Raw genomic sequence first — 21,908 nt, 5'->3', positions numbered from 1 at the left:
TTTCTTTTTCTGCTTCGGAAATATCAGCCGAGCAGGCTCTTCATCAGGCTGGAGATACGGGCAGCCAGCTCGTTGAAGCAGGGCCTGCGTACCGAGTAGTGGCGATAGAGCAACGAGATGGCACGGCCCGGCACCGGGTCGATCACGGGGCGATAACTGACCCCCCCTTCCTCCGCATTGGCAGGCACGGCCAGTTTGGGCACCAGCGTCATGCCGCTGCCCGCGGCGACCATGTTACGCAACGTCTCCAGGCTGGTGCCCTTGAAGCGCTGATCCTCACCAATACCCGCGGCGAAGCAGAACCCCATCGCCTGATCCCGCAGACAGTGGCCATCGGCCAGCATCAGCAGTTTCTTGCCCTTGAGATTGCTGAGCGGTACCGACTTGGCCCTGGCTTCCGGGTGATGCTGCGGTACCGCCAGCCACATGGGCTCCTGATAGAGGGGAATCGAGCCAAACCCTTCCATCCCCTCAAGTTCGGCGAGGATGAGACAATCCAGCTCCCCTTCCTCCAGCCGCTTGAGCAGCACCTGGGTCTGCTCCTCATAGAGATAGAACTCCAGCTTGGGAAAATGCTCGCGCAGATCCTGGATGATGTGGGGCAGCAGATAGGGGCCGACGGTGGGAATGAAACCGATATGGATCTCTCCGGACATGGGTTCGGCGAAGTGCTGGCCTATGCTCTTGAGCTCACGCACCTCTTTTAGCACCTTGCGGGCCTGATGGGCCATGGCGTCACCTGCCGGGGTAAACAGCACCTTGCGGGAGGTGCGCTCGATCAGGATCCCCCCCAGCTCGTCCTCCAGCTTGCGCAGTTGGCCGCTCAGGGTCGGCTGGCTGACGAAGCAGCGCTCCGCCGCCTTGCGAAAGTGCTTCTCCTCTTCCAATGCCACCAAATACTCGAGATCGCGAAGGTTCATACATCCAGAATCCTGCCAACCAATTGGGCCATTAGCATGCCCAAGAAAGACAGGAGGGACAAGGGATGGTGACTGAATGGAAAAAGAGGGGTGGATAGAAAAACAAAACGGGCCCGGATCCAGGATCCGGGCCCGCTCAAGCAGCGAGTGTCAAACCGTCATTACACCCGGAAGCGACGTACCATCTCCTGCAGCTGGGTCGCTAGGTGGTTGAGGTCGTTGCAGGCCTGAGCCATCTGGGTCGCGCCAGCCGCCACCTCTTCCGAGGCATGGCTGATGTTGACCACGTTGCGGTTGAGCTCTTCGCTCACCGCCCCCTGCTCTTCGGTCGCGGTCGCGATCTGTATGTTCATGTGGGAGATGCTCTCCACAGAGCCACTGATCTCGGAAATGGACGCTCCCGCCTCCCGTGCCGTACTCACAGTGGAGTTCATCATGTCCTGGCTCTGCTGCATGGTAGTGCCGGCCTGTTCGGCCCGCTGCTGCAGTTCGGCAATGATGGTGTTGATCTGGGAGGTGGAGTCCTGAGTCCGTTTCGCCAGGGTACGCACCTCATCGGCCACCACGGCGAAACCACGACCCTGTTCACCGGCCCGGGCCGCCTCGATGGCGGCGTTGAGAGCCAGCAGGTTGGTCTGCTCTGCGATCCCGCGGATCACTTCGAGCACCATGCCGATGTTGCGGCTGTCATCGCCGAGCTGGCGGATCACCACGGCCGTGCTCTCGATGGCACCGGCCACCTGCTCGATGCGCTTGATGGAGTCGTTGACGGTGCGAGCCCCCAGCTCGGCCGTGCTGCTGGCGGCACTGGCGGCACTGGCGGCATCACTGGTGTTGCGGGACACCTCCTGTACCGTGGCCTGCATCTCGTTCATGGCGGTCGCCAGCTGGTTCAGCTCATGCTGCTGGCTGTTCATATTGTTGGCAGACTGACGGGCTACTGCGCTGATCTCTTCCGCCGCCGAGCTGAGCTGTACAACTGAGCCGGACACCTCGCTGACCAGGTTGCGCAAGTTTTTCTGCATCTCGCCAAAGCCTTTGGCCAGCTGGCCCAGTTCGTCGTTGTTGAACTGTCTCAAGTCGAGGTGCGTCGCCAGATCGCCGGCAGAGACCTTGCGAGTCTGCTCCAGCAGGGCCATGACGGGATTACGGATCTGGCCGGTCAGCAACCAGGCCACGACGACGACGAACGCCAGCGTCATCACTCCCACCAGGATGCTCATATTGCGCGAGTTGCTGTAAAGCTCGGCGACCGATTTGACCATGCCGTCGGCAATTTCGTTGTTGATCTCGCGCAGACGATAAGATTTGGAACCCACCTCCTCCAGGGCGACACGGGTCTCGTTTTTACGCAAACCCTTTACCCTTTCGAGGTCACCATTGGCGAAAGCCGTCACCAGCTCCTCATGCACGGAGAAGTATTTGGCACCTGCAGCAATCAACTGCTCGTAGGTCTGCCGCTCTTCATCCGTGCTGAATGGCAGCGAGCCATATTTTTGCGCCGCCGCATCAAACTCCTGCTTCGCCTTGTTAAAGGTGGCAGTGCGATCACTGACCTCCTGGGCATCCTTGTTCAGGCCGCCGATGACCTGAGCCAGCTCGGAGCGACGAGCATCGAGAATCGCCACATGCATCTGGCTGGCATAGCGGGTCGATGGCAACAAATTCCCGGAGATGGTTTCAGTATCACCGTAGAGACGTGACAGCTGAGCGATGGAAAACCACGCCAACCCCAGAACCAGCAAGGCCAATACGGCAAAGCCGGCACTCAACTTCTGACCTATAGACATATTTTTGAACATGATTGGTATCCTTGGCGGCTAGACGCAAACCCGTGGAGCCGAACTCCCGAGCCATCACCCATAGAGCATAGCGCGATGATCGCAAGCGGATGATTTTCAAACTATCCGCTAGTCAATATATCGTCATGCCCACGGATAGCATGAGGATCAAGCGGGTAGGAAAAATCTGTCCCTCTCAGCCTGGGTTTGCTCATCATCCCGCCCACCAATCGACAAGACGGGGTTTCAGCGTCCCATCACCGCCTGGATCTGGCGGGCAAAGGCCGCCGGCTCGCCCAGGAAGGAAGAGGCGGACAGCGGCGTCACCTTGTCCCCTTGCACCAATCCCAGGGTCGGGTAGCCCTGCCCACCGAGGCGGCGCATCCAGCCCTGGCTGGCTGCCAGATGGCCGGCCAGATCCACGTTCTGATAAGCATCTGCAAATGCCGCAGCATCGATGCCCTGCTCCGCAGCCAGGCTGCTCAGGTGCTCGAGGGAACCGATCCAGATGCCATCGCGATAGTGGGATTGCTGGATGCGGTGCAGCAGGGTCAGACCATTGCCGCCCAACGTCGACATCGCCAATATGGCGCGGATGGGTTGCTCCGAGTCGAGCAGCAGGCCATCGCGCAGCAGCAAGTCGTTGAAATAACCCTCACCGAAGGGCTGGCCAGTCAGGGCTTGGATCCGCTCGTCATGAGGGCGGACGTAGTCACGCAGGGCCTGACCCATGGGCTGACGACGCTCGCCCAGCCAGAGGCCGCCGGCATGCAGCTCTATGTGAAGACCGGGGATCCCGGCCGCCGCTTGCAGCAAGGGGGCAGCGCCATAGCACCAGCCGCAGAGGGGGTCGTATACATAATGCAGGCTTGTCTCGTTCATGTGATTCATTCTCGATTGTTTGGCTAAAAAAACCGGGCCCAAGGGCCCGGTAAAAAAACACAGGGAAGCAGGCGTCAGGCAATTACCACTTCATTTCACCGGTGTTGACCTTGGCACCTATGGCCAGACCATCATCGACCGGCAGGGACGGGAAGGCTTTCTTCAGGCCTTCAATCAGCTCGCCGGAGTTTTTGGACTTGGCCAGCTCCTGCTCGAAGCGCTGGACATAGTCACGGGTGAAGGTCACGGCTTCGGTACCCTTGGGCGCAGTCCCCAGGAAGTGGCCTGGCACGACACGCTCGGGTTTCATGGCCAGCAGCTCGTTGAGGGTCTTCACCCAGTGAGCGCGGGCTTCCTTGGTCTGGCTGTCCGCCATCCAGACGTGCACGCCGCTGTAGACGGGCACACCACCCAATGCTGTCTTGATGGACGGCGCCCACAGGTAAGCGGTCGGCGTGTTCATCTCCTTGATCTCGATCTTCTCGCCTTCGAGGGTCAGGTAAGAGGCAGTCATCACTTCCGGTACCGTCAGGGCTTTGGGTGCACCTGCGCCCAGGATGGGTCCCCAATAGGTCAGCTTGTCATCCTTGGTCTTGTTGATGTGGTCGACCACATGCTGGTCCGCCAGGACTTTGACTTTCGGAAACGCCTTCATGATGGGCTCCAGACCGAAGTAGAAGTCGGGATCACCCGCGCTGATATAGACGGTGGTCAGCTGCTTGCCGCTTTGCTTGATCATGTCGACCAGTGCCTGGCCATTTTTCACATCAAACTGGGCATCGATAAGAATGGCCTCTTTGTCGCCGGCCACCAGGGAAGAGGAGACAGGGAAGATGGCCTTCTCGCCCGGGTTGTAGACGGTCACTGTCAGGGGGGCTGCCATGGCGGCGCCACTCAGCAGGGTGGTGGCCAGGGTCAGGTTGCGGATCAGGGTGTTGTTCATCGGGTATTCCTCATCAAGTCATCAGGGGTTCATCAGATGGACACAGTTTATTGGATCATTAACGGTACAAATACAGCATAATAAGCACATCACTGTTGCATTAATCGAGCATATAGAGAACCTGCACATGGATCGACTGACCGCATTACGGGTCTTTGTCAGCGTAGTCGAACAGGGCAGCCTGAGCGGCGCCGGGGAGAAGCTGGAGATGTCGCGCGCCATGGTGACGCGCTACCTGGCTGAACTGGAGCAGTGGATGGGGGCCCGTCTGCTGCATCGCACCACCCGGCGTTTGAGCCTGACAGGCCCGGGGGAAGAGGCGTTGAACCGCGCCAGGGCCATGCTGGCACTGGGGGAGGAGATGGAGCAGATCGCCATCCGCGGCGATGAGGCCCCCAAGGGGCAACTGCGCATCACCAGCAGTTACTCCCTCTCAGAGGCCCTGCTGGTGGGAGCCGCCAACGACTATCTGGCCCAGTATGCCGGCACCGCCATCGACATCCTGCTGCTGGACCGCACCGTCAACCTGGTGGAGGAGCGGATCGATCTGGCCATTCGCATCACCAATGATCTGGATCCCAACCTGGTGGCCCGCCGGCTCGGCACCTGCCACTCAGTGGTCTGTGCCAGCCCGGCCTATCTGGCCAGACACCCGACGCCGCACAAGGTGCAGGATCTCGCCCTGCACAACTGCCTGACCTACACCTATTTCGGCAAGAGCCTGTGGGAGTTTCAGGGACCCGCCGGACCTGAATCCGTGCCGGTCAGCGGCAATCTCAGTGCCAACATATCCAACCTGCTGCTGGAGGCGACCCTGGGTGGTGCCGGTATCAGCATGCAGCCCCGCTACTCGGTGCAATCCCAGTTGGAGAGTGGCGCCCTGGTGCCACTGCTCGAGGCATGGCAACCCAAGCGCCTCGGGGTCTACGGTGTCTATGGCACCCGCAAGCAGATGTCGCCCCTGCTGCGCAGCTTCCTCGATTTCCTGGTGGTGCGCATGGCGGCCGATCCCATGTGGCAGGAGTAACGCCACCATGCAAAAGGGGCCCGCAGGCCCCTTCTTGTTCATGACATCCGATTACCCGCATCCGGATCAGGCTTCGAAGCCGGTCAGCGGAGCCTCGGACGGCGCCTCCTGCGACACATCCAGATAGATGTCCCGATACGCCACATAGATGGAGTAATTGAGTGCCGGTATCACCACCAGCAGGCCGATCAACATCAGGGCGGCGCCAAACAGCATCAACCCGGCGGCGATCAGCCCCCACCAGAAGAAGGGCCACATGTTGGTCAGGCAACCTTTGAAGCTGAGCTTGGCGGCCTGCAATATACCGACATCGTGGAAATAGATGAGGGCGGGCGCGAAGGTGATGGCCATCAACACCGGGATCAGCAGTGCCAGCCCCAGCAGCAGGCAGAGCAGCAGCCCCTGCGCCTGCGCCACGCTCACCACCATGGACTCGGGATCCTGGGTCAGCAGGGAGGTCAACCCCCACATGGAGAGAAGCCCGAGGCAGATGAGCCCGATCAGAATGAACAGGGCCAGCACCAGCAGGCCACCCAGCATCAGCGGGGTCAGCTTGTTGCGAAACCCGGCGAAGAAGTCGGCAAACTTGAGCTGATTGCCCTCGTAGCCATGCTGGGCCACCACCACCCAGCCCGCGCCCCACACCATGTAGAGCAGCTGGGAGATGAGGCCGCCCGCCGGCAGGCGTTCCAGCAGCAGGCCGACCGCGAACCAGATAAGGACCATGGCGACACTGACGCCCATGCCCTTGTTGAAAATATCGAAGCCGGATCGCACCCAGACCCAGCCACGCCCGATGGGGTGACGGGCGGGCTCGGCGCGCAGGGGGGACAATCCATTCATAACGTTTCCTCAGATGATGACGGGCTGGCTGCCGATTCTAGAGCCATGGGCCGGCTGACTCAATGGCGGACGATCGCCGGTTGCGGCTTCGCACGTCAGGGCTGCTTGTATCAGGCGTTACGGTTATCATAAGAGACCCCCGCACCAGGGGCATTCACTTATTCAAGAGAATCCAAGATGCGTACACTTCATCTGGCGCCGATCCTGCTGGCCTCCCTGCTGCTCAACCTCTGGCAATGGCAGGATCAACCCGCCCCCCCAGCGCCCCAGCCGCAACCCGACGCCGCTGACGGCCCAGCCCTGGCCCAGTGCGACACAGCTGCCAGCCAGAGTGCCAGTCAGAACCTGATGGCCAAGCTGCCCGGCAAGGGAGCACAGGGGGAGCCCGCCCCCGCGCAGGAGGCCATGGCCCCCAATCCGGAGCTGGAGGCCGCCATCAGCCAGTGGAGCCAGTCCAGCGACGGCTCTGTGCTGATAGAGCGGCTCTACGATGCCGAGCAGGGCAGCCAGCTCACCACAGTGTTCGATCGGCTGGACGTGGTGGAGGACGTGCGCGCTCAGGTACAGGAGCAGCTGCGCGAACTCTATCGCCTCGGCTTCGATCACCCCGATGCCTACGAGCAGGAGAGCCAGCGCATCTGGAGCAACATCAGCAACCTGCTGGGTGACGACACCCGCACCCGGCTGGAACAGGAGCTCTACTCGGGCGACATCAACCGCCTGCTGGAGATCCAGGGCCGACTGGCGGAGCGCGGCGAGCTGCTGGCCCCGACCCAGCGCCAATCCCTGACGCGTCTGCTGAGCGACGCCAACCAGCAACTGGCCCAGCAGGAGAGCGGCGATGCCGGCACCTATCTGGAGAACCAGAAAGCCTATACCCAGCGCGTGCTGGAGAGCAGCCGTGCCTTCCTCAACCCGAGCCAGCTGAAAGTCGTGCAGGACATGCTGGAGCTGGATCTGGTACGCCAGGAGGTATCGGTCCAGATGGAAGCCATCTATCAGCGCTTCCAGCCCGCGTCCTGATGCCCTTGCCCTGGTTCGTTTGACCCAACCCATAACGTGGAACCGTCATGAGAGTCGTTTGTTGTATCTTGTTGCTGCTGGCCAGCCAGTGTGCCCTCGCCGAGGGATTTATCAGCCGTCTGCTCAACCATCCGGTGCCGGGCGGCGTTGCCGTGGTGCCGCTTGGCAATGCAGCGCAGGCCCCCGCCGCCCGTTATCAGGGCAAGCCCGTGCTGGTGGTGCGGGAAGAGGATCGCCGCTGGATCGCCATCGTCGGCATTCCCCTCAAAAGCCAGCAAGGGGCTCATACCCTGACGGTGAATGATGGTCGCAGCCTCGGCTTCACGGTCGGCAACAAGCACTACCGCGAGCAGCACATCAAGCTCAAAAACAGCCGCCAGGTCAACCCGCTGGCCGAAGACATGACCCGCATCAACCGCGAACTAGCGGAGCAGACCCTGGCCTATCAAACCTTCAGCCCTGCCCAGCCCGGCAACCTGCTGTTCGACAAACCGGTGCAGGGCCCGCTCTCCAGCCCGTTCGGCCTGCGCCGCTTCTTCAACGGCGAAGAGCGCAATCCCCACTCAGGCCTCGACTTCGCGGTCGGTGCCGGCACCCCCATCAAGTCACCAGCGGCGGGCAAGGTGATCCTGATCGGCAACTACTTCTTCAATGGCAACACCGTCTTCGTCGACCACGGCCAGGGGCTGATCAGCATGTTCTGCCACATGTCGAAGATCGACGTGACGCTGGGCCAGACCCTGCCCCGCGGCGGCATAGTCGGCCGGGTCGGTGCCACCGGTCGCGCCACAGGTCCCCACATGCACTGGAACGTCAGCCTCAACGATGCCCGGGTCGATCCCGCCATCTTCATCGGCGCCTTCAAGCCCTGACTCGAGACAGCCAATCCCGTCCATCTGCTGTGATGAGCAGGCCGGATAAAACGAAAAAGGCAGCCTGGGCTGCCTTTTTCATGGACGGATGACGGCGTATCAAGCGGCGGCGTGCAGTCCGGCCTCCTTGCGCATCGCCCACCACATCACCAGCACCAGCACAGTGCTGCAAGTCGGCAATGCCAGCCAGACCCCCGCCACCCCCCACAGGGAGGAGAAGCCCCACAGGAAGCCGCCGATCAGCACCAGCTTGCCGCCGGTGAGCAGGGAGGCGATGCGGGCCCGGTTGATAGCCTGGAAGTAGGTGGCCCCCACCAGCAATAGCCCTTCCATCGGCAGCCCCCAGAAGTAGAGCCAGATGCCGAGGCTCGCCACCGGCAAGAGGGCCGCGTTGTCGCCGGCAAACAGGTAGACCACCCCTTCCGGCCACAGATAGAGCGGGATCATGCCGCACAGCGCCACCAGCAGGGTGACGCCCAGCGCCAGGTTGCGCACCCGCAGCACCCGTTGCCAGTTGCCCGCCCCCGCGTTGAAGCTGGCGATAGGCTGTATGCCCATGGCGATCCCCTCGAAGATGAGATAGAAGAAGGCCTCGCTGTAGCTGATGACGCCATAGGCGGCCACGTGCAGCGAGCTACCCACCGCCAGCAGCGCCTTGTTGTGCAGCGCCAGCACCACCGACAGGTAGAGATACATCAGAAAGCTCGAGACCCCGAGCCGCAGCGTCTCCCGCATCAGTCGCCAGTCCGGTACCAGCGTATCCCAGCGAATGCGCAGCTGGCTGCGCGGGGTGAAGAAGTGCCACAGACAGAGGCCGCCGGTCACCGCCTGGGAGAGCATGGTGGCGATGGCCGCCCCCGCCAGGCCCCAGGGGACGACCGCCATCAGCAGGTAATCGAGCAAAACGTTGAGTACGCCGCCGCCCACCAGGATCCAGGTGGCGAGACCGGGTCGCCCGTCATTGCGCAGCAGGGCGGTGAACGCCATGGAGAGCACGGCAAATACTCCGAGCCAGGCGTACCACTGCAGATAGGCGAGCCCGGCGTCGAATATGAGCCCCTCGGCCCCCATCCAGGCCAGCATCTCGTCCCCATAATTGATGCCGATAAAGGCGAGCACGGCCGAAGCGAGCAGCACCATCACCAGCGCATTGCCGACTATGTGGCGCGCCTTCGCCTGCTCCCCCTTGCCGAGGTAGAAGGAGGCGAGCGACGAGGAGCCCATGCCGATCAGCGCCCCCACCGCATAGAGCACGGCGCAGATGGGGTACGCCAGCATCATGCCCGCCAACCCGTCCTGGCCCAGGATATGGCCGACGAAGATGCCGTCTATGGTGACATAGATGCCGGTGACCAGCATGGCGGCCACGGTCGGCGTGACGTAGCGCCAAAACAGGCGGGAAAGGGGGGCCGTGCCCAGATCGACTGCTGACATAAGATGCTCTAAGGAGGGGAAAACGGCCGGAATAATAGCCAAACAAGGTCCGGAGCGCCCGTTATTTATGTTACAAATCATTAATATGGAAAACTTTACCCGCCTCGGTCCCTGCTTTAGGCTAGGGCGACCTCTCATGAACGGAAACGTGCGCCATGTTGCAACGCCTGCTCTCCCTGCTGCTGCTCTCCCTCTGCCTCTCCCCTGCATTCGCTCAGGCCAATGACGCCATCACCCAGGTGGAGGAGCTGCTGCAGAGCGTGCCCAAGACCGACAGCCCGGAAAACCAGAAGTTGCGGGAAAGTTATCAGCAGGCGCTGCAATTTGCCCGGGAAGCCCAGCGCTATCGCGAGCAGGGCAAGGCCTATCAGCAGATCCTCATCGACTACCCCAAGGAGTCGGCCCGCCTCAAGGAGAGCCTGCACAACTATCAGCCCCAGTCTCGCCCGCCACTCTCCTCCCTCAAGGAGGAGCCGCTGCGCCAGGCCATAGGCCTGAGCAGTAACCGCCAGCTCAACCTGCGCAAGGAGCGCCAGGCTGTGATGGACAGCCTCAACCAGCTGGAGAGCACGGGCCAGGAGTATCACCTGCGGGTCGACGAGCTGCGCAAGCAGTTGCAACAGACCCGTACCCTGCTCGATCGGCTCAGCTTCAGCAGCGAATCGGATCGCCAGCAGGAGGCCCAGCAGCTGGTCACCCGCCTCAAGGAGCAGAGCCTGTCCGACCGGATCCAGATGCTGGAGCTGGAGCAGCTATCCGCCCAGCAGCGCAACGATCTCGGCAAGCTGAAGCTGCAGGAGCTCAACCTCGCCATCACGGACGAGGACGAGTGGCAGACCAGCCTGCTCAACCAGCAAAACCAGCTGCGACGGGAGAAAACGGAGCTGGCGCTGGCGGAGAGCGAGCGGCTGCGCAAGCAACTCACCTCCGACATGCCGCTGCTGCTGGAGCAGCAACAGCAGAACCAGGCGCTCTCCATCCAGCTCGGTGCGCTGGAGGATCAGATAGAGCGGGTGCAGGACGATCAAAGGGCCATCGACAAGAACCTCTCGGTCCTGAACGATCTGGTCAACTCGGTGCGGGAGCAATTGGAGTGGCTGCAGATCAGCAACGCCTACGGCGAGAATCTGCGCAGCAAGCTCTCCGATCTGCCGGCCTACTTCCCCCTCGACAAGCTGGAATCCGCCATCGTCAACGCGCGCATGGCCAAGTACCAGTACGAGACCGAGCAGGACGCGCTCAAGGATCCGCGCCAGCTGCGCGAGCAGCTGATGGCCACCGATGAGATGGCCCTCGACCGCTCCCAGCAGGCGGTGCTCGACAACCTGCTCAAGGCCAGGCGGCAACTGCTGACCCGCCTCAACGACGCCTCCGACAGCCTCATTCAGGAGCAGACCCGGCTCAAGCTGCTCTACAGCCGCCAGAACAGCAAGATCGACGAGATCCGCGATCTCAGTGCCAGCCACCTGTTCTGGATGCCGGACGTGCGCCCACTCACCCCGGCCGTACTGCTCGGGGTACCGGCCGCCCTCGGCCTCGCCCTCAACCCGGTCAACTGGTTGCAACTGCCCCATGCCATCGCCGAGAACAACCCCATCACCCTCACCTTCGCCGGCATCGGCATCCTGGTGCTGGCCTGGTGCTGGTTCAAGCTGGCCCGCCATCTGACCCAATACAGCCAGCACATAGCGCCCCGCATCGGCAAGGTGACCCAGGACAAGTTCAGCCTCACCAGCCGGCTGCTGATGCGCTCCCTGCTTGCCTCCCTGCCCCTGCCCGCCATGGTGCTGATGGTGCGCGGCCTGCTCGACGGCGCCTGGCAATATCCGTTCGCGGTGGCGGTGGCCCGCGGTCTCGGCGAGATCTGGTTCCTGCTGCTGGCACTCTTGATGGCCCGTCACCTTACCCTGGAGAAGGGGATCCTGATCCTCCATTTTCGCTGGCAGAAGGAGCGGGTGCAGAAGGTATGGAGCCAGTTTCGTACCCTGCTGCTGGTGATCATCCCCAGTTTCTTCGTGCAGGGGATGGCCAACAGCTATCAGGATCACGCCTTCTACGACTCCCTCGGCCGGATGGCCTTCATCGTCGGCGCCCTCTGGCTGCTGCTGTTCTTCGCCCGTCTCAACCGGGAGCGGCTGCCGCTCACCTGGGGCCAGGCCGACATGACCAAGCCGCATTTGCTGCACCACTTCATCTGGAACAGCCTGATGCTGGCGCCCCTGCTGGCAGTGATCGGCTCCCTGCTCGGCTACTTCTACACCTCGCGCATCCTGCTGCGCCAGCTGGAGCTGAGCCTGCTGATGGGGCTCGGCTGCCTGCTCGTCTACTATCTGGCGCATCGCTGGATGCTGATCCAGCGCCGCCGTCTCGCCTTCGAGCGGGCCAAGAGCAAGCGGGCCGAGATACTGGCCCAGCGCGGCCGGGAGGAGGGGCACGACGAGCTCAGTTCGGAGATCCCGGACGTGGTGGAAGATACCGAGCTGGATCTCGATACCATCAGCGCCCAGTCGCTGGGGCTGGTGCGCACCCTGCTGATGCTGGGCTTCACCATGCTGGTGGTGGTGCAGTGGTCCGAACTCAACTCGGCGTTCAGCTTCCTGCGCAGCATAGAGGTGTGGCAGGTCACCAGCAAGATTGGCGGCATAGAGCAGCTTTCCGCCATCACATTGCAGGATCTGATGCTGACGGCGTTTACCTTCATCCTGACCGTGGTCACAGCCCGCAACCTGCCTGGCCTGATGGAGCTGACCCTGCTCCAGCACCTGAGCCTCTCCCCCGGCACCGGCTTTGCCATCACCACAGTCACCAAATATATAGTGCTGGTGGTGGGGGCGCTGAGCGGTTTCTCCATCCTCGGCATCGACTGGTCCAAGGCGCAGTGGATGGTGGCGGCGCTCTCTCTCGGCCTGGGTTTCGGTCTGCAGGAGATCTTCGCCAACTTCGTCTCGGGTCTCATCATTTTGTTCGAGAAACCGATCCGGCTCGGCGACACAGTCACCATCCGCGAGCTGACCGGCACAGTCACCAAGATCAAGACCCGCGCCACCACCATAGTGGATTGGGACAGGAAGGAGATCATAGTCCCCAACAAGGCCTTCATCACAGAGCAGTTCATCAACTGGTCCCTGTCCGATGCCATCACCCGGGTACGGCTGCGCATCCGCATCGGCCTGACCCAGGAACCCAGGCGGGTACAGACCATTCTGGAAGAGTCGATCCGGGCCTCCACCCTGGTGCTGGAGACCCCCTCCCCCGAGGTATTCCTGATCGAATTCACCGACTCGGCGCTGATCTACGAGATCCGGCTCTATGTGAACAGCATGGATCACCGCATGCCCATCACTCACGAGGTGCACTCGCTGGTACTGGAGAAGCTGCAACAACAGGGGCTGGGGCTGCCGCACCAGCAGATCGACATTCGACTGAGCCGCGCCTGATCGTGGCGCAACAGGAGCCATATCATGCAGATCATCGCCCATCGCGGCGCCAGCGGGCTGGCGCCGGAAAATACCCTCAAGGCCATCCGGCTGGCGCTGACACTGGGCGCCCAGGCCATAGAGATAGATGTACAGCGGGCCGACGGCGAGCTGTGGGTCTTCCACGACCGGCGACTGGAGCGTTGCACGAACGGCGGCGGCGTGCTGACGGCACAATCCCGTGCCTATCTGGCGGGACTTGATGCGGGGGAAGGAGAGCCCATCCCGACCCTGTGGCAGGTGATGGAGGCCATCGCCGGCAAGGCCGAGCTGCATATCGAGCTGAAAGGGGCACAAACAGCCGACGAGGTGGCCCGACTGACCCGGCGCGCCGAGGCGGAGCTCGGTTTCACGCCAGCGCACTGGGTCGTCTCCTCCTTCCACCATCCTGAGCTGGCCCGCTTTGCCGCCTTGCGGCCCGAGATCCGGCTGGGAGCCTTGACCGCCACCATACCGCTCACCCTGGCGGCGTTTGCGGCCGAGCTCGGAGCCTGGTCGCTCAACTGCGACCTGGACTTTGTCGACACAGCGCTGGTCATGGATGCCCATCGACGGGGATTGAAGGTGCTGGTCTATACGGTCGATCAGCCTGCCGACCTGGCGGCACTGGCCGCCATGGGGGTGGACGGGATATTTACCAACCGGCCGGACCGCTTCCTTACTGCGGCCTGATCGGACTCATTATTTCGGCAGGAGATCGATAAACGCTGATTTAGGCTATAAATTTAAGTGCGCACCGGGATACAAAAAGTTCGACTTTGGCCGATAACAGTTGGCTCATAACAATAAAACGACACATCGCAGACTGACGCTCACAAGGATGTAAATATGAACTTATCCATCAAGAACAAGCTTGTCCTCGCCATCGGGGTCATTATCCTGGTCATCACAGGCCTGCAGGTCTGGTACAACACCTCCCAACTGAGAAGCGAAACCCAACGCCTGATCTGGAGTTTCATCGACGACAGCTCGGCTGCCAATGTGAAAGGCATCTCCCGCTGGCTGGATGCCCGTATCAGCATGGTCACCTCCACCAAGGAGGCCTTCACCAAGGAAGACGAACCCATCAGCCATCTGGCCCAATCCATGAATGCCGGCAACTTCGATCTGGTCTATGCGGGCACGAAAGATGGCAAGATGATCCAGAGCAAGCCGACCAATCTGCCGGCCGGCTATGACCCCCGTCAGCGCCCCTGGTACAAGGACGCCATGGCTGCCGGCAAGCTCGCCATCACGGCGCCCTACGCCGACATCACCACGGGTCAACTCATCATCACCATCGCCGAGCCCTTCACCCGCGGCAATACCCAAGGGGTGATTGCCGGTGACGTCTCCATCGATGCGCTGGTACGCGATGTGCTGGCCATCAACTCGGAGGGCACCTACGCCATCCTGGTGGACAGCAATGGCACCATCATAGCCCACCCGGACAAGGAGCTGGCCCTCAAACAGGCCACCTCCATCTCCCCGGATCTGACCGCCGCCAAGGTCAACGAGCTGGCCCATGACAACACCATCTCCGAGATGGAGATCAGCGGCAAACCCAGCGTGTTCGACCTGACAGAGATCCCCAACACCAACTGGTATTTCGGCATAGTGGTGGATGAGGCGGTTGCCTATCAGTCCGTGTCGCGCATGGTCACCTCCGCCCTGCTGCAAGGCCTGCTCACCATTCTCATCGTGGCCGGCTTCTCCTATGTGGCCATCAACGGCTCCCTGGCCCCGCTGAAAACCCTGGGGGAGGCCATCGCCGACCTCTCTCGCGGCAACGGTGACCTGACTCGCCGCGTCAAGATAGAGCGTGAAGACGAAGTGGGGGTCGTGGCCAAGCACGTCAACACCTTCATCGATCGCATCCACGTGATGGTGCAGGATATCTCCAACTCCTCCGGCCAACTGAACCAGCAGGCCAAGTCCTCCCACAACATGGCGGAGAAATCCAGCCAGGGTCTGGCACGTCAACAGAACGAGATCTCCCAGATCGCAACTGCGGTGCACGAGATGTCCGCCACCGCGGTGGAAGTGGCCAGCAACGCCGAACAGACCGCAGATGCGGCCCGCAGCTCCTCCAGCAGCTGTGATCACGGCAAGCAGGTTATCGCCCGCAACCAGCGCTCCATCACGGATCTCGCCACCCAGGTCAAACAGGCCTCCGGCATCATTCAGGAACTGGAGAAGAACGCGCAGGAGATCAACACCATACTCTCCACCATCCAGGGCATAGCCGAGCAGACCAACCTGCTGGCACTGAACGCCGCCATCGAGGCTGCGCGGGCCGGTGAACAGGGTCGTGGTTTCGCCGTGGTGGCCGACGAGGTGCGGGTGCTGTCACAGCGTACCCACAGCTCCACCGTCGAGATCCGCAGCATGATAGAGACGCTGCAACGCAACACCCAGGGCGCCGTCAGTACCATGCACGAAGGCCAGCTGCTGGCCCAGAACAGCGTGGAAGATGCGAACGATGCCACGCAGGCGCTGGAGCAGATCACCGCCTCCATCAACCAGATCTCCGACATGGCCACCCAGATCTCCAGCGCCGCCGAGGAGCAGCGCGCCGTGACCGACGAGGTCAGCCGCAACATCCAGGCGGTCAAGGATGTGTCGGACGAACTGGCGGTCGACGCCGACAGTTCTCGCCATCTGTCTGAACAACTTAAAAATATTTCAGGTGAACTGAGCAATCAGGTCGGCATGTTCCGCATCTGATCGGCGTAAATCAAAGGGGCCACACAGGCCCCTTTTTTTATGAAAAAATGCTTTTGTTTCAATAGTTATTACCACATCAACGATCGGGGCTATGGGGATGAAAATTCTCATACGAAGCGGTATCTCGTCATAAAACAACGCATCACGATCGACATTCGGATTAGTTTTTTGAACCCATCCGCGCCATTAGCCAATCCGTGAATAATTCTTATTAAATATTTTTGATAAAAAACTTAAAAACTTTATGGGTAATACCTAAAAAGAGAGGTGTTTCTCATTTTTTTGAAAGAAAACTACGTATAATCCTGAGCTTAAAATAACCATAGCAATGACAGCGGCTGATACCGATAACTGAAGGATGGCGATAATTACGGCGTTTTCATCCATGGAATGGGGTGATTTTGATAAAAGTCACCATTGCCAAGCACTAAAACAAACCAGTTTGACTTGCATCAAGCCTGAATTTTTTTCATAGAGCAAAATCGTGCCCAGCAAATCTATCCCTAAGGAGGCAGATGTGGATATTATCAAGACCGATGTCGCCATCATCGGTGCCGGTGGTGGTGGCCTGCGTGCCGCAATCGCCATAGCAGAAGCACACCCGGATCTGGACATCGCCCTGATCTCCAAGGTCTACCCGATGCGCAGCCACACAGTGGCCGCAGAAGGCGGTGCCGCCGGTGTTGTCCGTGATGATGACTCCCTCGAAAACCACTTCAACGACACCGTATCCGGTGGCGACTGGTTGTGTGAGCAGGACGTGGTCGACTACTTCGTCAACAACGCCACCAACGAGATGATCCAGCTGGAGCACTGGGGTTGCCCCTGGAGCCGCAAGCCGGACGGCAAGGCCAACGTGCGTCGTTTCGGCGGGATGAAGATCCCGCGGACCTGGTTCGCGGCAGACAAATCCGGTTTCCACATTCTGCACACCCTGTTCCAGACCTCCATCAAGTACCCGAGCATCAAGCGCTTCGATGAGCACTTCTGTATGGACTTGATCGTGGACGACGGTCGCGTGCAAGGCGTGCTGACCTTCGATATCCAGAACGGCGTCTCCCGCTTCATCCAGGCCAAGTCCGTCATTCTGGCCACAGGTGGCGCCGGTCGCGTTTACCGCTACAACACCAACGGCGGCATAGTCACAGGTGACGGCATGGCGCTGGCCTACCGCCACGGCGTGCCGCTGCGCGACATGGAATTCGTTCAGTATCACCCGACCGGTCTGCCGGGCACCGGCATACTGATGACCGAAGGTTGTCGTGGTGAAGGCGGCATCCTGGTCAACAAGGATGGTTACCGCTACCTGCAAGACTACGGCCTGGGCCCGGAAACTCCGGTCGGCCAGCCGAAGAACAAGCACATGGAGCTGGGTCCGCGCGATCGTCTCTCCCAGGCATTCTGGCAAGAGCAGCAGAAAGGCCGCGTGATCCAGGGCCCGATGGGCGACGTGGTTCACCTCGACTTGCGCCACCTCGGCGAGAAGTACCTGAAAGAGCGTCTGCCCTTCATCTGCGAACTGGCCAAGGCCTACGTGGGTGTGGATCCGGTCAAGGAACCTATCCCGGTACGTCCGACCGCCCACTACACCATGGGTGGTATCGAGACCAACGGTCAGTGCGCCACCCGTATGCCGGGCCTCTACGCCCTGGGCGAGTGTGCCTCCGTCGGTCTGCACGGCGCCAACCGTCTGGGCTCCAACTCCCTGTCCGAGATAGTGGTATTCGGCAAGGTAGCGGGCGAGCACGCCGGTGAATTCGCCAAGACCCAGGCGCACGGCGACACCCAGGCGCTGGCCGCCAAGGCCGAGCAGTTGATCAAGCAACACCTCTCGCTGATGGACATAGACGGCACCGAAAACCCGGCCGATATCCGCAACGAGTTGGGCATGTCCATGGAAGCCGGTGTCGGTATCTACCGTACCGAAGAGCTGATGCAGGGCACCATCGACAAGATCAACGAGCTGAAGGCCCGTTACAAGAAGGTCAAGATCAACGACAAGTCCTCTGTCTTCAACACGGATCTGCTGTACGCCATCGAACTGGGCTACATGCTGGACGTGGCCGAAGCCATGGCACATTCCGCCATCAACCGGAAAGAGTCCCGCGGTTCCCACCAGCGTCTGGACGGTTATGAAGAGCGGGATGACGTGAACTACCTCAAGCACTCCCTCTCCTTCTACAACCAGGAAGGCGCCCCGACCATCGATTACTCCGATGTGAAGATCACTAAATCCCAACCGGCAAAACGCGTATACGGTTCCGAGGGTGAGAAACAAGACGAGGCTAAGAAGAATGGCTGAGATGATCGAAATTGAAATCCTGCGTTATCGCCCTGAGCAGGACAACGAGCCCTGGATGCAGACCTTCCAGGTGCCTTATCTGAAAGAGATGTCCCTGCTGGATGCGCTGCAATACATCAAGGATCAGCTCGACTCCACCCTGAGCTTCCGCTGGTCCTGCCGCATGGCGATCTGCGGCTCCTGCGGCATGATGGTCAACGGTATTCCGAAGCTGGGTTGCAAGACCTTCCTGCGTGACTATCTGCCGGGCAAGATGAAAATCGAGCCGCTCAACAACTTCCCGATCGAGCGCGATCTGGTGGTCGACATGTCCGATTTCATCGAGAAGCTGGAGAGCATCAAGCCCTACATCATCCCGAGCGAACCGCGCAGCCTGTGCGAGGGCGAGTACACCCAGACCCCGGCCGACATGGCGAAGTATCACCAGTTCTCCATGTGCATCAACTGTGGTCTGTGCTACGCCGCCTGCCCGCAGTATGGCATCAACAAGAAGTTCACCGGTCCGGCGGCACTGGCACTGGCCTATCGCTACAACGCCGACAACCGCGACAGCGCGTCCAAAGAGCGGATGAAGATCATCAGCCAGGACGAGGGCGTCTGGGGTTGTACCTTCGTGGGTTATTGCTCCGATGTCTGCCCCAAGGGTGTGGATCCGGCCGCAGCCATCCAGCTTGGCAAGGTCGAGAGCGCCAAGGACTACATGATCGCCATGTTCAAGCCAGATTGAGATCAGGAATGAGACCATGAACAACACCAATAGCAAACGTAAGCCTTACGTCCGCGAAATGAAGAAAGACTGGTGGCTGAAGAATGCCTTCTACACCGGTTACATGATCCGCGAAGGCACCAGCATCTTCGTCTCCATCTATGCCGTCGTGCTGATGTGGGGTCTGCTGCGTCTGGTTCAGGGTCAGGAAGCGTTCAACGGCTGGCTGGAATCCCTGCAAAGCCCGATCGCCATCCTGTTCCACGTCATCGCGCTGGCAGCCTGCCTGTTCCACGCCAAGACCTGGTTCGCCCTGGCGCCCAAGGCCATGCGCATCTTCCGTGGTGAAGACCTGGTGCCGGAGAAGCCGATCGTCATCGCCCAGTATGTGGCGCTGGCAGTGGTATCCCTGCTGATCCTGATCATCGTGGCTTGAGGAGATTAATGATGAGACGTTCTGACGAACCCATTTACTGGGGACTGTTTGGTGCCGGTGGCATGGTGGTTGCCATGTTGCTGCCAGTGATTGTCCTCATTACCGGTCTGCTGGTGCCCATGGGCATCATGGACGTGGAGACCATGAGCTACGAACGCGCACTCGAGTTCGCCAGCTCCTGGTGGGGTGCCTGCATCCTGCTGGTGATCATAGCCCTGCCCATCTGGCACGGCATGCACCGCATCTACCACGGTCTGCATGATCTGGGGATCCACACCACCAAGCTGCACCACTATGTGTTCTATGGCTTCGCCTTCCTGGTGTCTGCCATTACCGTCGGTCTGCTGATGGTGCTGGTCTTCCAGTAAGCGCATCCTGACGCAATGACAAACCGGGCCAAGTGCCCGGTTTTTTATGGCCATCACTCCACCGGCGGCAAAAAGCGGCGCATCACCTCGTCGCTGTAGCCGCTGTCCTGAAAGTCGATGAGCACCTGATTGATACGGGTCACCAGCTCATAGGCCCGTGGCGAGCCCTTGCTCACCAGCAGATAGAAGCCCTTGCGACTGGGCAGGGCGAGGTTGAGCAGACCGCTCTCGCTCCGATAGATGCCAAGGCCGATCCCGCTCATCAGCGGCTCGATTTCACTTGGCAAGAAGTCGCAGCGATCCCGCCCCAGCATGTCCAGCGCCTGCTGCAGCTGCTTGACCCGGCGCGGCTCCAGCACCAACCCATAGGGGGCATAGTTGTAGCCGATCACACCGCACACCCGGGAGCGGTTGACCGTCTGCAGATCGGGCACCTCGGGGAAGCGGCGCTTGAGATAGAAAAATCCGAGGTGGGTGTAGTAGAGCGGCACGCTGTAGAAGGCGAACTCGGCCCGCTCGGGTTTGTAACTGGCATCCCAGGTCAGCTCGCACAGTCCGTTCTGGCGATAATCCGCAAGTTCCTGCTGCACCCGCGCCCAGGGCAGGTAGCGGATCTGGTGTGACAGTCCCAGTTTTTTCAGGGCATCGAGCACCAGTGTGGTGGCCGAGCCGGTGAGGCGGCGGGTATCGGGCACGCCATCCTTGCGCTCCCAGTAGGTGAAGGGGGCCCACTCATTGCCCTCCCCCAGGCAGATCTGCACCTCGGGCTTGGCCGCCTCCACCAGCCCGGCCAAGCCCCATCCCAGCAGCAACAACATGGATCGCGTCATCGTCTCCCCCCTTAGCTTCCCTTGCAGCTTAGTTCAGAGGGCTGAGCCGCTCATCCATCATGCGCCGCCGAGATCGCGCCACAGGGCCAGCAGGGGCGCGGGAATGGCGCCGTACTGCAGGCTCGGGGTCTGATGCCACTGCGCCAGCTTCTGCAGCGCCCTGGCCAGATCCTGCGCCAGGGTGCGGGTCACCCTGACGCCTGCCTCCAGATAGAGGCTCTTTATCTCGAGGATCCCCTGCTGGCGATGGGCCTTGGCATCCATGCGCCCCACCAGCTTGCCGCGGTGCAGCAGCGGCAGCACGAAGTAGCCGTACTGGCGTTTGGGCGCCGGGGTATAGCACTCGATGCGATAGTCAAAGTTGAACAGTTCACTTGCTCGCTTGCGATCCCAGACGAGCGGATCAAACGGCGACAGCGCCGTGGTATGAGTCGCCTTGAGGGTGCCGGCCTGGGCCCTCGCCAGCTCATCGGCAAGGGTGGCGTGCACGAAGGCGCCGTGCTGCCACCCCTCCACCCGCACCGGCAACAGCTCCCCCCCGTCCGCCAGCTGGTGGAGCAGGGCGTCGTATTTGCCGCGCCGCAACCGATAGTAGTCGGCCACCCAGCCGGTCTTGACCAGCCCCAGCGCCCGGCAGCTGGCCCGCACCATGTCCCTTTGCGCTTGTTCCAGGCTCGGCAGATCCCGCTCGTCACGCCAGTCGGGCATGACCCGTTCGGCCAGATCGTAGACCCGCTGGAAGTTGCGCCGCTCGCGCACCATCAGCTGGCCCGCGGTAAACAGCACCTCCAGATGGCGCTTCTCCGGCTTCCAGTCCCACCAGCCGTTGCCCTTCTCCCCCTTGCGCTCGAAATCGGCCGCCCGCACCGGGCCGTGCTGGCGGATCCGCTCGATGATTTGGCCTATCTCCTGCTGATGGGTGGCGAGCCAGTTGGCCGAAAACTTCCAGCCCATGGCGGCGGGATCCAGCATGCGATGGCGCAGCAGGCGGTAATCCTCGCGGGGCACGAAACAGGCCTCGTGAGCCCAATATTCGAAGAGCTCGCCGTCGGCCAGCAGTTGCTCCAGCCAGCGCGGCTCGTACTGGCCGAGCCGGCTGAACAGCACCAGATAGGGGCTGCGCGCCACCACAGAGATGGTGTCTATCTGCAGCAGCGCCATGCGGCGAATGGTGGCCAGCAGATCGGCCGGGGTCGCTTTGCTGCGACGGGGGGCAAGCAGGCCCTGGGCCGCCAGTTGCAGATGACGGGCGTCCTGCAGCGAGAGATGGGGGATCGACATGAAAAACCACTCCTTGGTTTCAGGGTGCCGCGCTTGCCGCCTCATCGCGGCTCGCAGCCCCAGTCCGACGATAAACGG

The 21,908-nt window shown here is 61.2% G+C and carries 18 protein-coding genes; 10 read left to right on the top strand and 8 right to left on the bottom strand.

The features are described 5' to 3' along the window. Positions 1 to 23: 23 nt before the first annotated feature. The 4 genes from oxyR to CK910_RS11020 form a co-directional block, all read right to left on the bottom strand. The gene (gene oxyR, locus CK910_RS11035) at positions 24 to 920 is read right to left on the bottom strand and encodes a DNA-binding transcriptional regulator OxyR (RefSeq protein ID WP_172955293.1); all 897 of its coding nucleotides are present in this window, start codon (positions 918 to 920) and stop codon (positions 24 to 26) included. A 161-nt stretch (positions 921 to 1,081) separates the two neighbouring features. Continuing rightward, positions 1,082 to 2,722: a methyl-accepting chemotaxis protein gene (locus tag CK910_RS11030; RefSeq protein ID WP_098982970.1), complete on the bottom strand. Its 1,641-nt coding sequence runs from the start codon at positions 2,720 to 2,722 to the stop codon at positions 1,082 to 1,084. A 225-nt stretch (positions 2,723 to 2,947) separates the two neighbouring features. Further along, positions 2,948 to 3,583 (bottom strand): DsbA family protein, encoded by a 636-nt coding sequence (locus CK910_RS11025; protein ID WP_098982969.1) that lies wholly within the window; start codon positions 3,581 to 3,583, stop codon positions 2,948 to 2,950. Between the two features lie 82 nt (positions 3,584 to 3,665). Next, entirely contained in the window at positions 3,666 to 4,526 is an 861-nt protein-coding gene (locus tag CK910_RS11020; protein WP_043555148.1) for a Vmh family MBL fold metallo-hydrolase, read from the bottom strand. Positions 4,527 to 4,653: 127 nt separating this feature from the next. On the opposite strand from CK910_RS11020, the gene CK910_RS11015 reads away from it, so the two are divergent. Next, a complete protein-coding gene (locus tag CK910_RS11015; RefSeq protein ID WP_043135682.1) occupies positions 4,654 to 5,553 on the top strand; it encodes a LysR family transcriptional regulator in 900 nt (299 codons plus the stop codon). A 66-nt stretch (positions 5,554 to 5,619) separates the two neighbouring features. Here the strand turns inward: CK910_RS11015 and CK910_RS11010 are convergent, their stop codons facing one another. Then, entirely contained in the window at positions 5,620 to 6,396 is a 777-nt protein-coding gene (locus CK910_RS11010) for a BPSS1780 family membrane protein (protein ID WP_098982967.1), read from the bottom strand. 177 nt (positions 6,397 to 6,573) lie between these two features. Between CK910_RS11010 and CK910_RS11005 the strand changes: the two genes are divergently transcribed. Beyond that, positions 6,574 to 7,419 (top strand): hypothetical protein, encoded by an 846-nt coding sequence (locus CK910_RS11005; protein ID WP_098982966.1) that lies wholly within the window; start codon positions 6,574 to 6,576, stop codon positions 7,417 to 7,419. A gap of 47 nt (positions 7,420 to 7,466) precedes the next feature. Further along, positions 7,467 to 8,291 (top strand): M23 family metallopeptidase, encoded by an 825-nt coding sequence (locus CK910_RS11000; RefSeq protein ID WP_098982964.1) that lies wholly within the window; start codon positions 7,467 to 7,469, stop codon positions 8,289 to 8,291. 99 nt (positions 8,292 to 8,390) lie between these two features. Here CK910_RS11000 and CK910_RS10995 read toward each other — a convergent pair whose 3' ends face one another. Beyond that, positions 8,391 to 9,725: an MATE family efflux transporter gene (locus CK910_RS10995; protein ID WP_043555137.1), complete on the bottom strand. Its 1,335-nt coding sequence runs from the start codon at positions 9,723 to 9,725 to the stop codon at positions 8,391 to 8,393. A 155-nt stretch (positions 9,726 to 9,880) separates the two neighbouring features. Here CK910_RS10995 and mscM point away from each other — a divergent pair, with 155 nt between their 5' ends. The 7 genes from mscM (at position 9,881) to frdD (ending at position 19,719) form a co-directional block, all read left to right on the top strand. Beyond that, complete coding sequence (mscM, locus tag CK910_RS10990) at positions 9,881 to 13,162, top strand: miniconductance mechanosensitive channel MscM (RefSeq protein ID WP_098982961.1); 3,282 nt, start codon at positions 9,881 to 9,883, stop codon at positions 13,160 to 13,162. Between the two features lie 24 nt (positions 13,163 to 13,186). Next, positions 13,187 to 13,873: a glycerophosphodiester phosphodiesterase gene (locus CK910_RS10985; protein WP_098982960.1), complete on the top strand. Its 687-nt coding sequence runs from the start codon at positions 13,187 to 13,189 to the stop codon at positions 13,871 to 13,873. A gap of 156 nt (positions 13,874 to 14,029) precedes the next feature. Next, the gene (locus tag CK910_RS10980; protein WP_098982958.1) at positions 14,030 to 15,907 is read left to right on the top strand and encodes a methyl-accepting chemotaxis protein; all 1,878 of its coding nucleotides are present in this window, start codon (positions 14,030 to 14,032) and stop codon (positions 15,905 to 15,907) included. A 517-nt stretch (positions 15,908 to 16,424) separates the two neighbouring features. Beyond that, positions 16,425 to 18,209: a fumarate reductase (quinol) flavoprotein subunit gene (frdA, locus tag CK910_RS10975; RefSeq protein ID WP_043555131.1), complete on the top strand. Its 1,785-nt coding sequence runs from the start codon at positions 16,425 to 16,427 to the stop codon at positions 18,207 to 18,209. Beyond that, on the top strand, positions 18,202 to 18,936 hold the full coding sequence (locus tag CK910_RS10970) for a succinate dehydrogenase/fumarate reductase iron-sulfur subunit (RefSeq protein ID WP_042867664.1): 735 nt from the start codon (positions 18,202 to 18,204) through the stop codon (positions 18,934 to 18,936). The genes frdA and CK910_RS10970 overlap by 8 nt, the downstream gene beginning before the upstream one ends. 16 nt (positions 18,937 to 18,952) lie before the next feature. Continuing rightward, the gene (locus CK910_RS10965; RefSeq protein WP_021138209.1) at positions 18,953 to 19,351 is read left to right on the top strand and encodes a fumarate reductase subunit C; all 399 of its coding nucleotides are present in this window, start codon (positions 18,953 to 18,955) and stop codon (positions 19,349 to 19,351) included. A gap of 11 nt (positions 19,352 to 19,362) precedes the next feature. Next, positions 19,363 to 19,719 (top strand): fumarate reductase subunit FrdD, encoded by a 357-nt coding sequence (gene frdD, locus CK910_RS10960; RefSeq protein WP_042867662.1) that lies wholly within the window; start codon positions 19,363 to 19,365, stop codon positions 19,717 to 19,719. Positions 19,720 to 19,772: 53 nt separating this feature from the next. Here the strand turns inward: frdD and CK910_RS10955 are convergent, their stop codons facing one another. Both CK910_RS10955 and CK910_RS10950 read right to left on the bottom strand, forming a co-directional pair. After that, positions 19,773 to 20,549, bottom strand: coding sequence for a substrate-binding periplasmic protein (locus tag CK910_RS10955; protein ID WP_098982956.1), 777 nt, complete (start codon positions 20,547 to 20,549; stop codon positions 19,773 to 19,775). A gap of 57 nt (positions 20,550 to 20,606) precedes the next feature. Beyond that, the gene (locus CK910_RS10950; RefSeq protein WP_098982954.1) at positions 20,607 to 21,830 is read right to left on the bottom strand and encodes a winged helix-turn-helix domain-containing protein; all 1,224 of its coding nucleotides are present in this window, start codon (positions 21,828 to 21,830) and stop codon (positions 20,607 to 20,609) included. Positions 21,831 to 21,908: the final 78 nt, after the last annotated feature.

This window comes from Aeromonas sp. CA23, from assembly GCF_002587065.1.
Lineage (GTDB): Bacteria > Pseudomonadota > Gammaproteobacteria > Enterobacterales > Aeromonadaceae > Aeromonas > Aeromonas bestiarum.
The sequence above is the reverse complement of the archived record's forward strand: the minus strand, read 5'-3'. Positions and strand labels throughout refer to the sequence as shown.

Coding starts and splice junctions, on each gene's coding strand:
- oxyR (WP_172955293.1), bottom strand. CDS start 920: ATGAACCTTCGCGATCTCGAGTATTTGGTGGCATTGGAAGAGGAGAAG.
- CK910_RS11030 (WP_098982970.1), bottom strand. CDS start 2,722: ATGTTCAAAAATATGTCTATAGGTCAGAAGTTGAGTGCCGGCTTTGCC.
- CK910_RS11025 (WP_098982969.1), bottom strand. CDS start 3,583: ATGAACGAGACAAGCCTGCATTATGTATACGACCCCCTCTGCGGCTGG.
- CK910_RS11020 (WP_043555148.1), bottom strand. CDS start 4,526: ATGAACAACACCCTGATCCGCAACCTGACCCTGGCCACCACCCTGCTG.
- CK910_RS11015 (WP_043135682.1), top strand. CDS start 4,654: ATGGATCGACTGACCGCATTACGGGTCTTTGTCAGCGTAGTCGAACAG.
- CK910_RS11010 (WP_098982967.1), bottom strand. CDS start 6,396: ATGAATGGATTGTCCCCCCTGCGCGCCGAGCCCGCCCGTCACCCCATC.
- CK910_RS11005 (WP_098982966.1), top strand. CDS start 6,574: ATGCGTACACTTCATCTGGCGCCGATCCTGCTGGCCTCCCTGCTGCTC.
- CK910_RS11000 (WP_098982964.1), top strand. CDS start 7,467: ATGAGAGTCGTTTGTTGTATCTTGTTGCTGCTGGCCAGCCAGTGTGCC.
- CK910_RS10995 (WP_043555137.1), bottom strand. CDS start 9,725: ATGTCAGCAGTCGATCTGGGCACGGCCCCCCTTTCCCGCCTGTTTTGG.
- mscM (WP_098982961.1), top strand. CDS start 9,881: ATGTTGCAACGCCTGCTCTCCCTGCTGCTGCTCTCCCTCTGCCTCTCC.
- CK910_RS10985 (WP_098982960.1), top strand. CDS start 13,187: ATGCAGATCATCGCCCATCGCGGCGCCAGCGGGCTGGCGCCGGAAAAT.
- CK910_RS10980 (WP_098982958.1), top strand. CDS start 14,030: ATGAACTTATCCATCAAGAACAAGCTTGTCCTCGCCATCGGGGTCATT.
- CK910_RS10970 (WP_042867664.1), top strand. CDS start 18,202: ATGGCTGAGATGATCGAAATTGAAATCCTGCGTTATCGCCCTGAGCAG.
- CK910_RS10965 (WP_021138209.1), top strand. CDS start 18,953: ATGAACAACACCAATAGCAAACGTAAGCCTTACGTCCGCGAAATGAAG.
- frdD (WP_042867662.1), top strand. CDS start 19,363: ATGAGACGTTCTGACGAACCCATTTACTGGGGACTGTTTGGTGCCGGT.
- CK910_RS10955 (WP_098982956.1), bottom strand. CDS start 20,549: ATGACGCGATCCATGTTGTTGCTGCTGGGATGGGGCTTGGCCGGGCTG.
- CK910_RS10950 (WP_098982954.1), bottom strand. CDS start 21,830: ATGTCGATCCCCCATCTCTCGCTGCAGGACGCCCGTCATCTGCAACTG.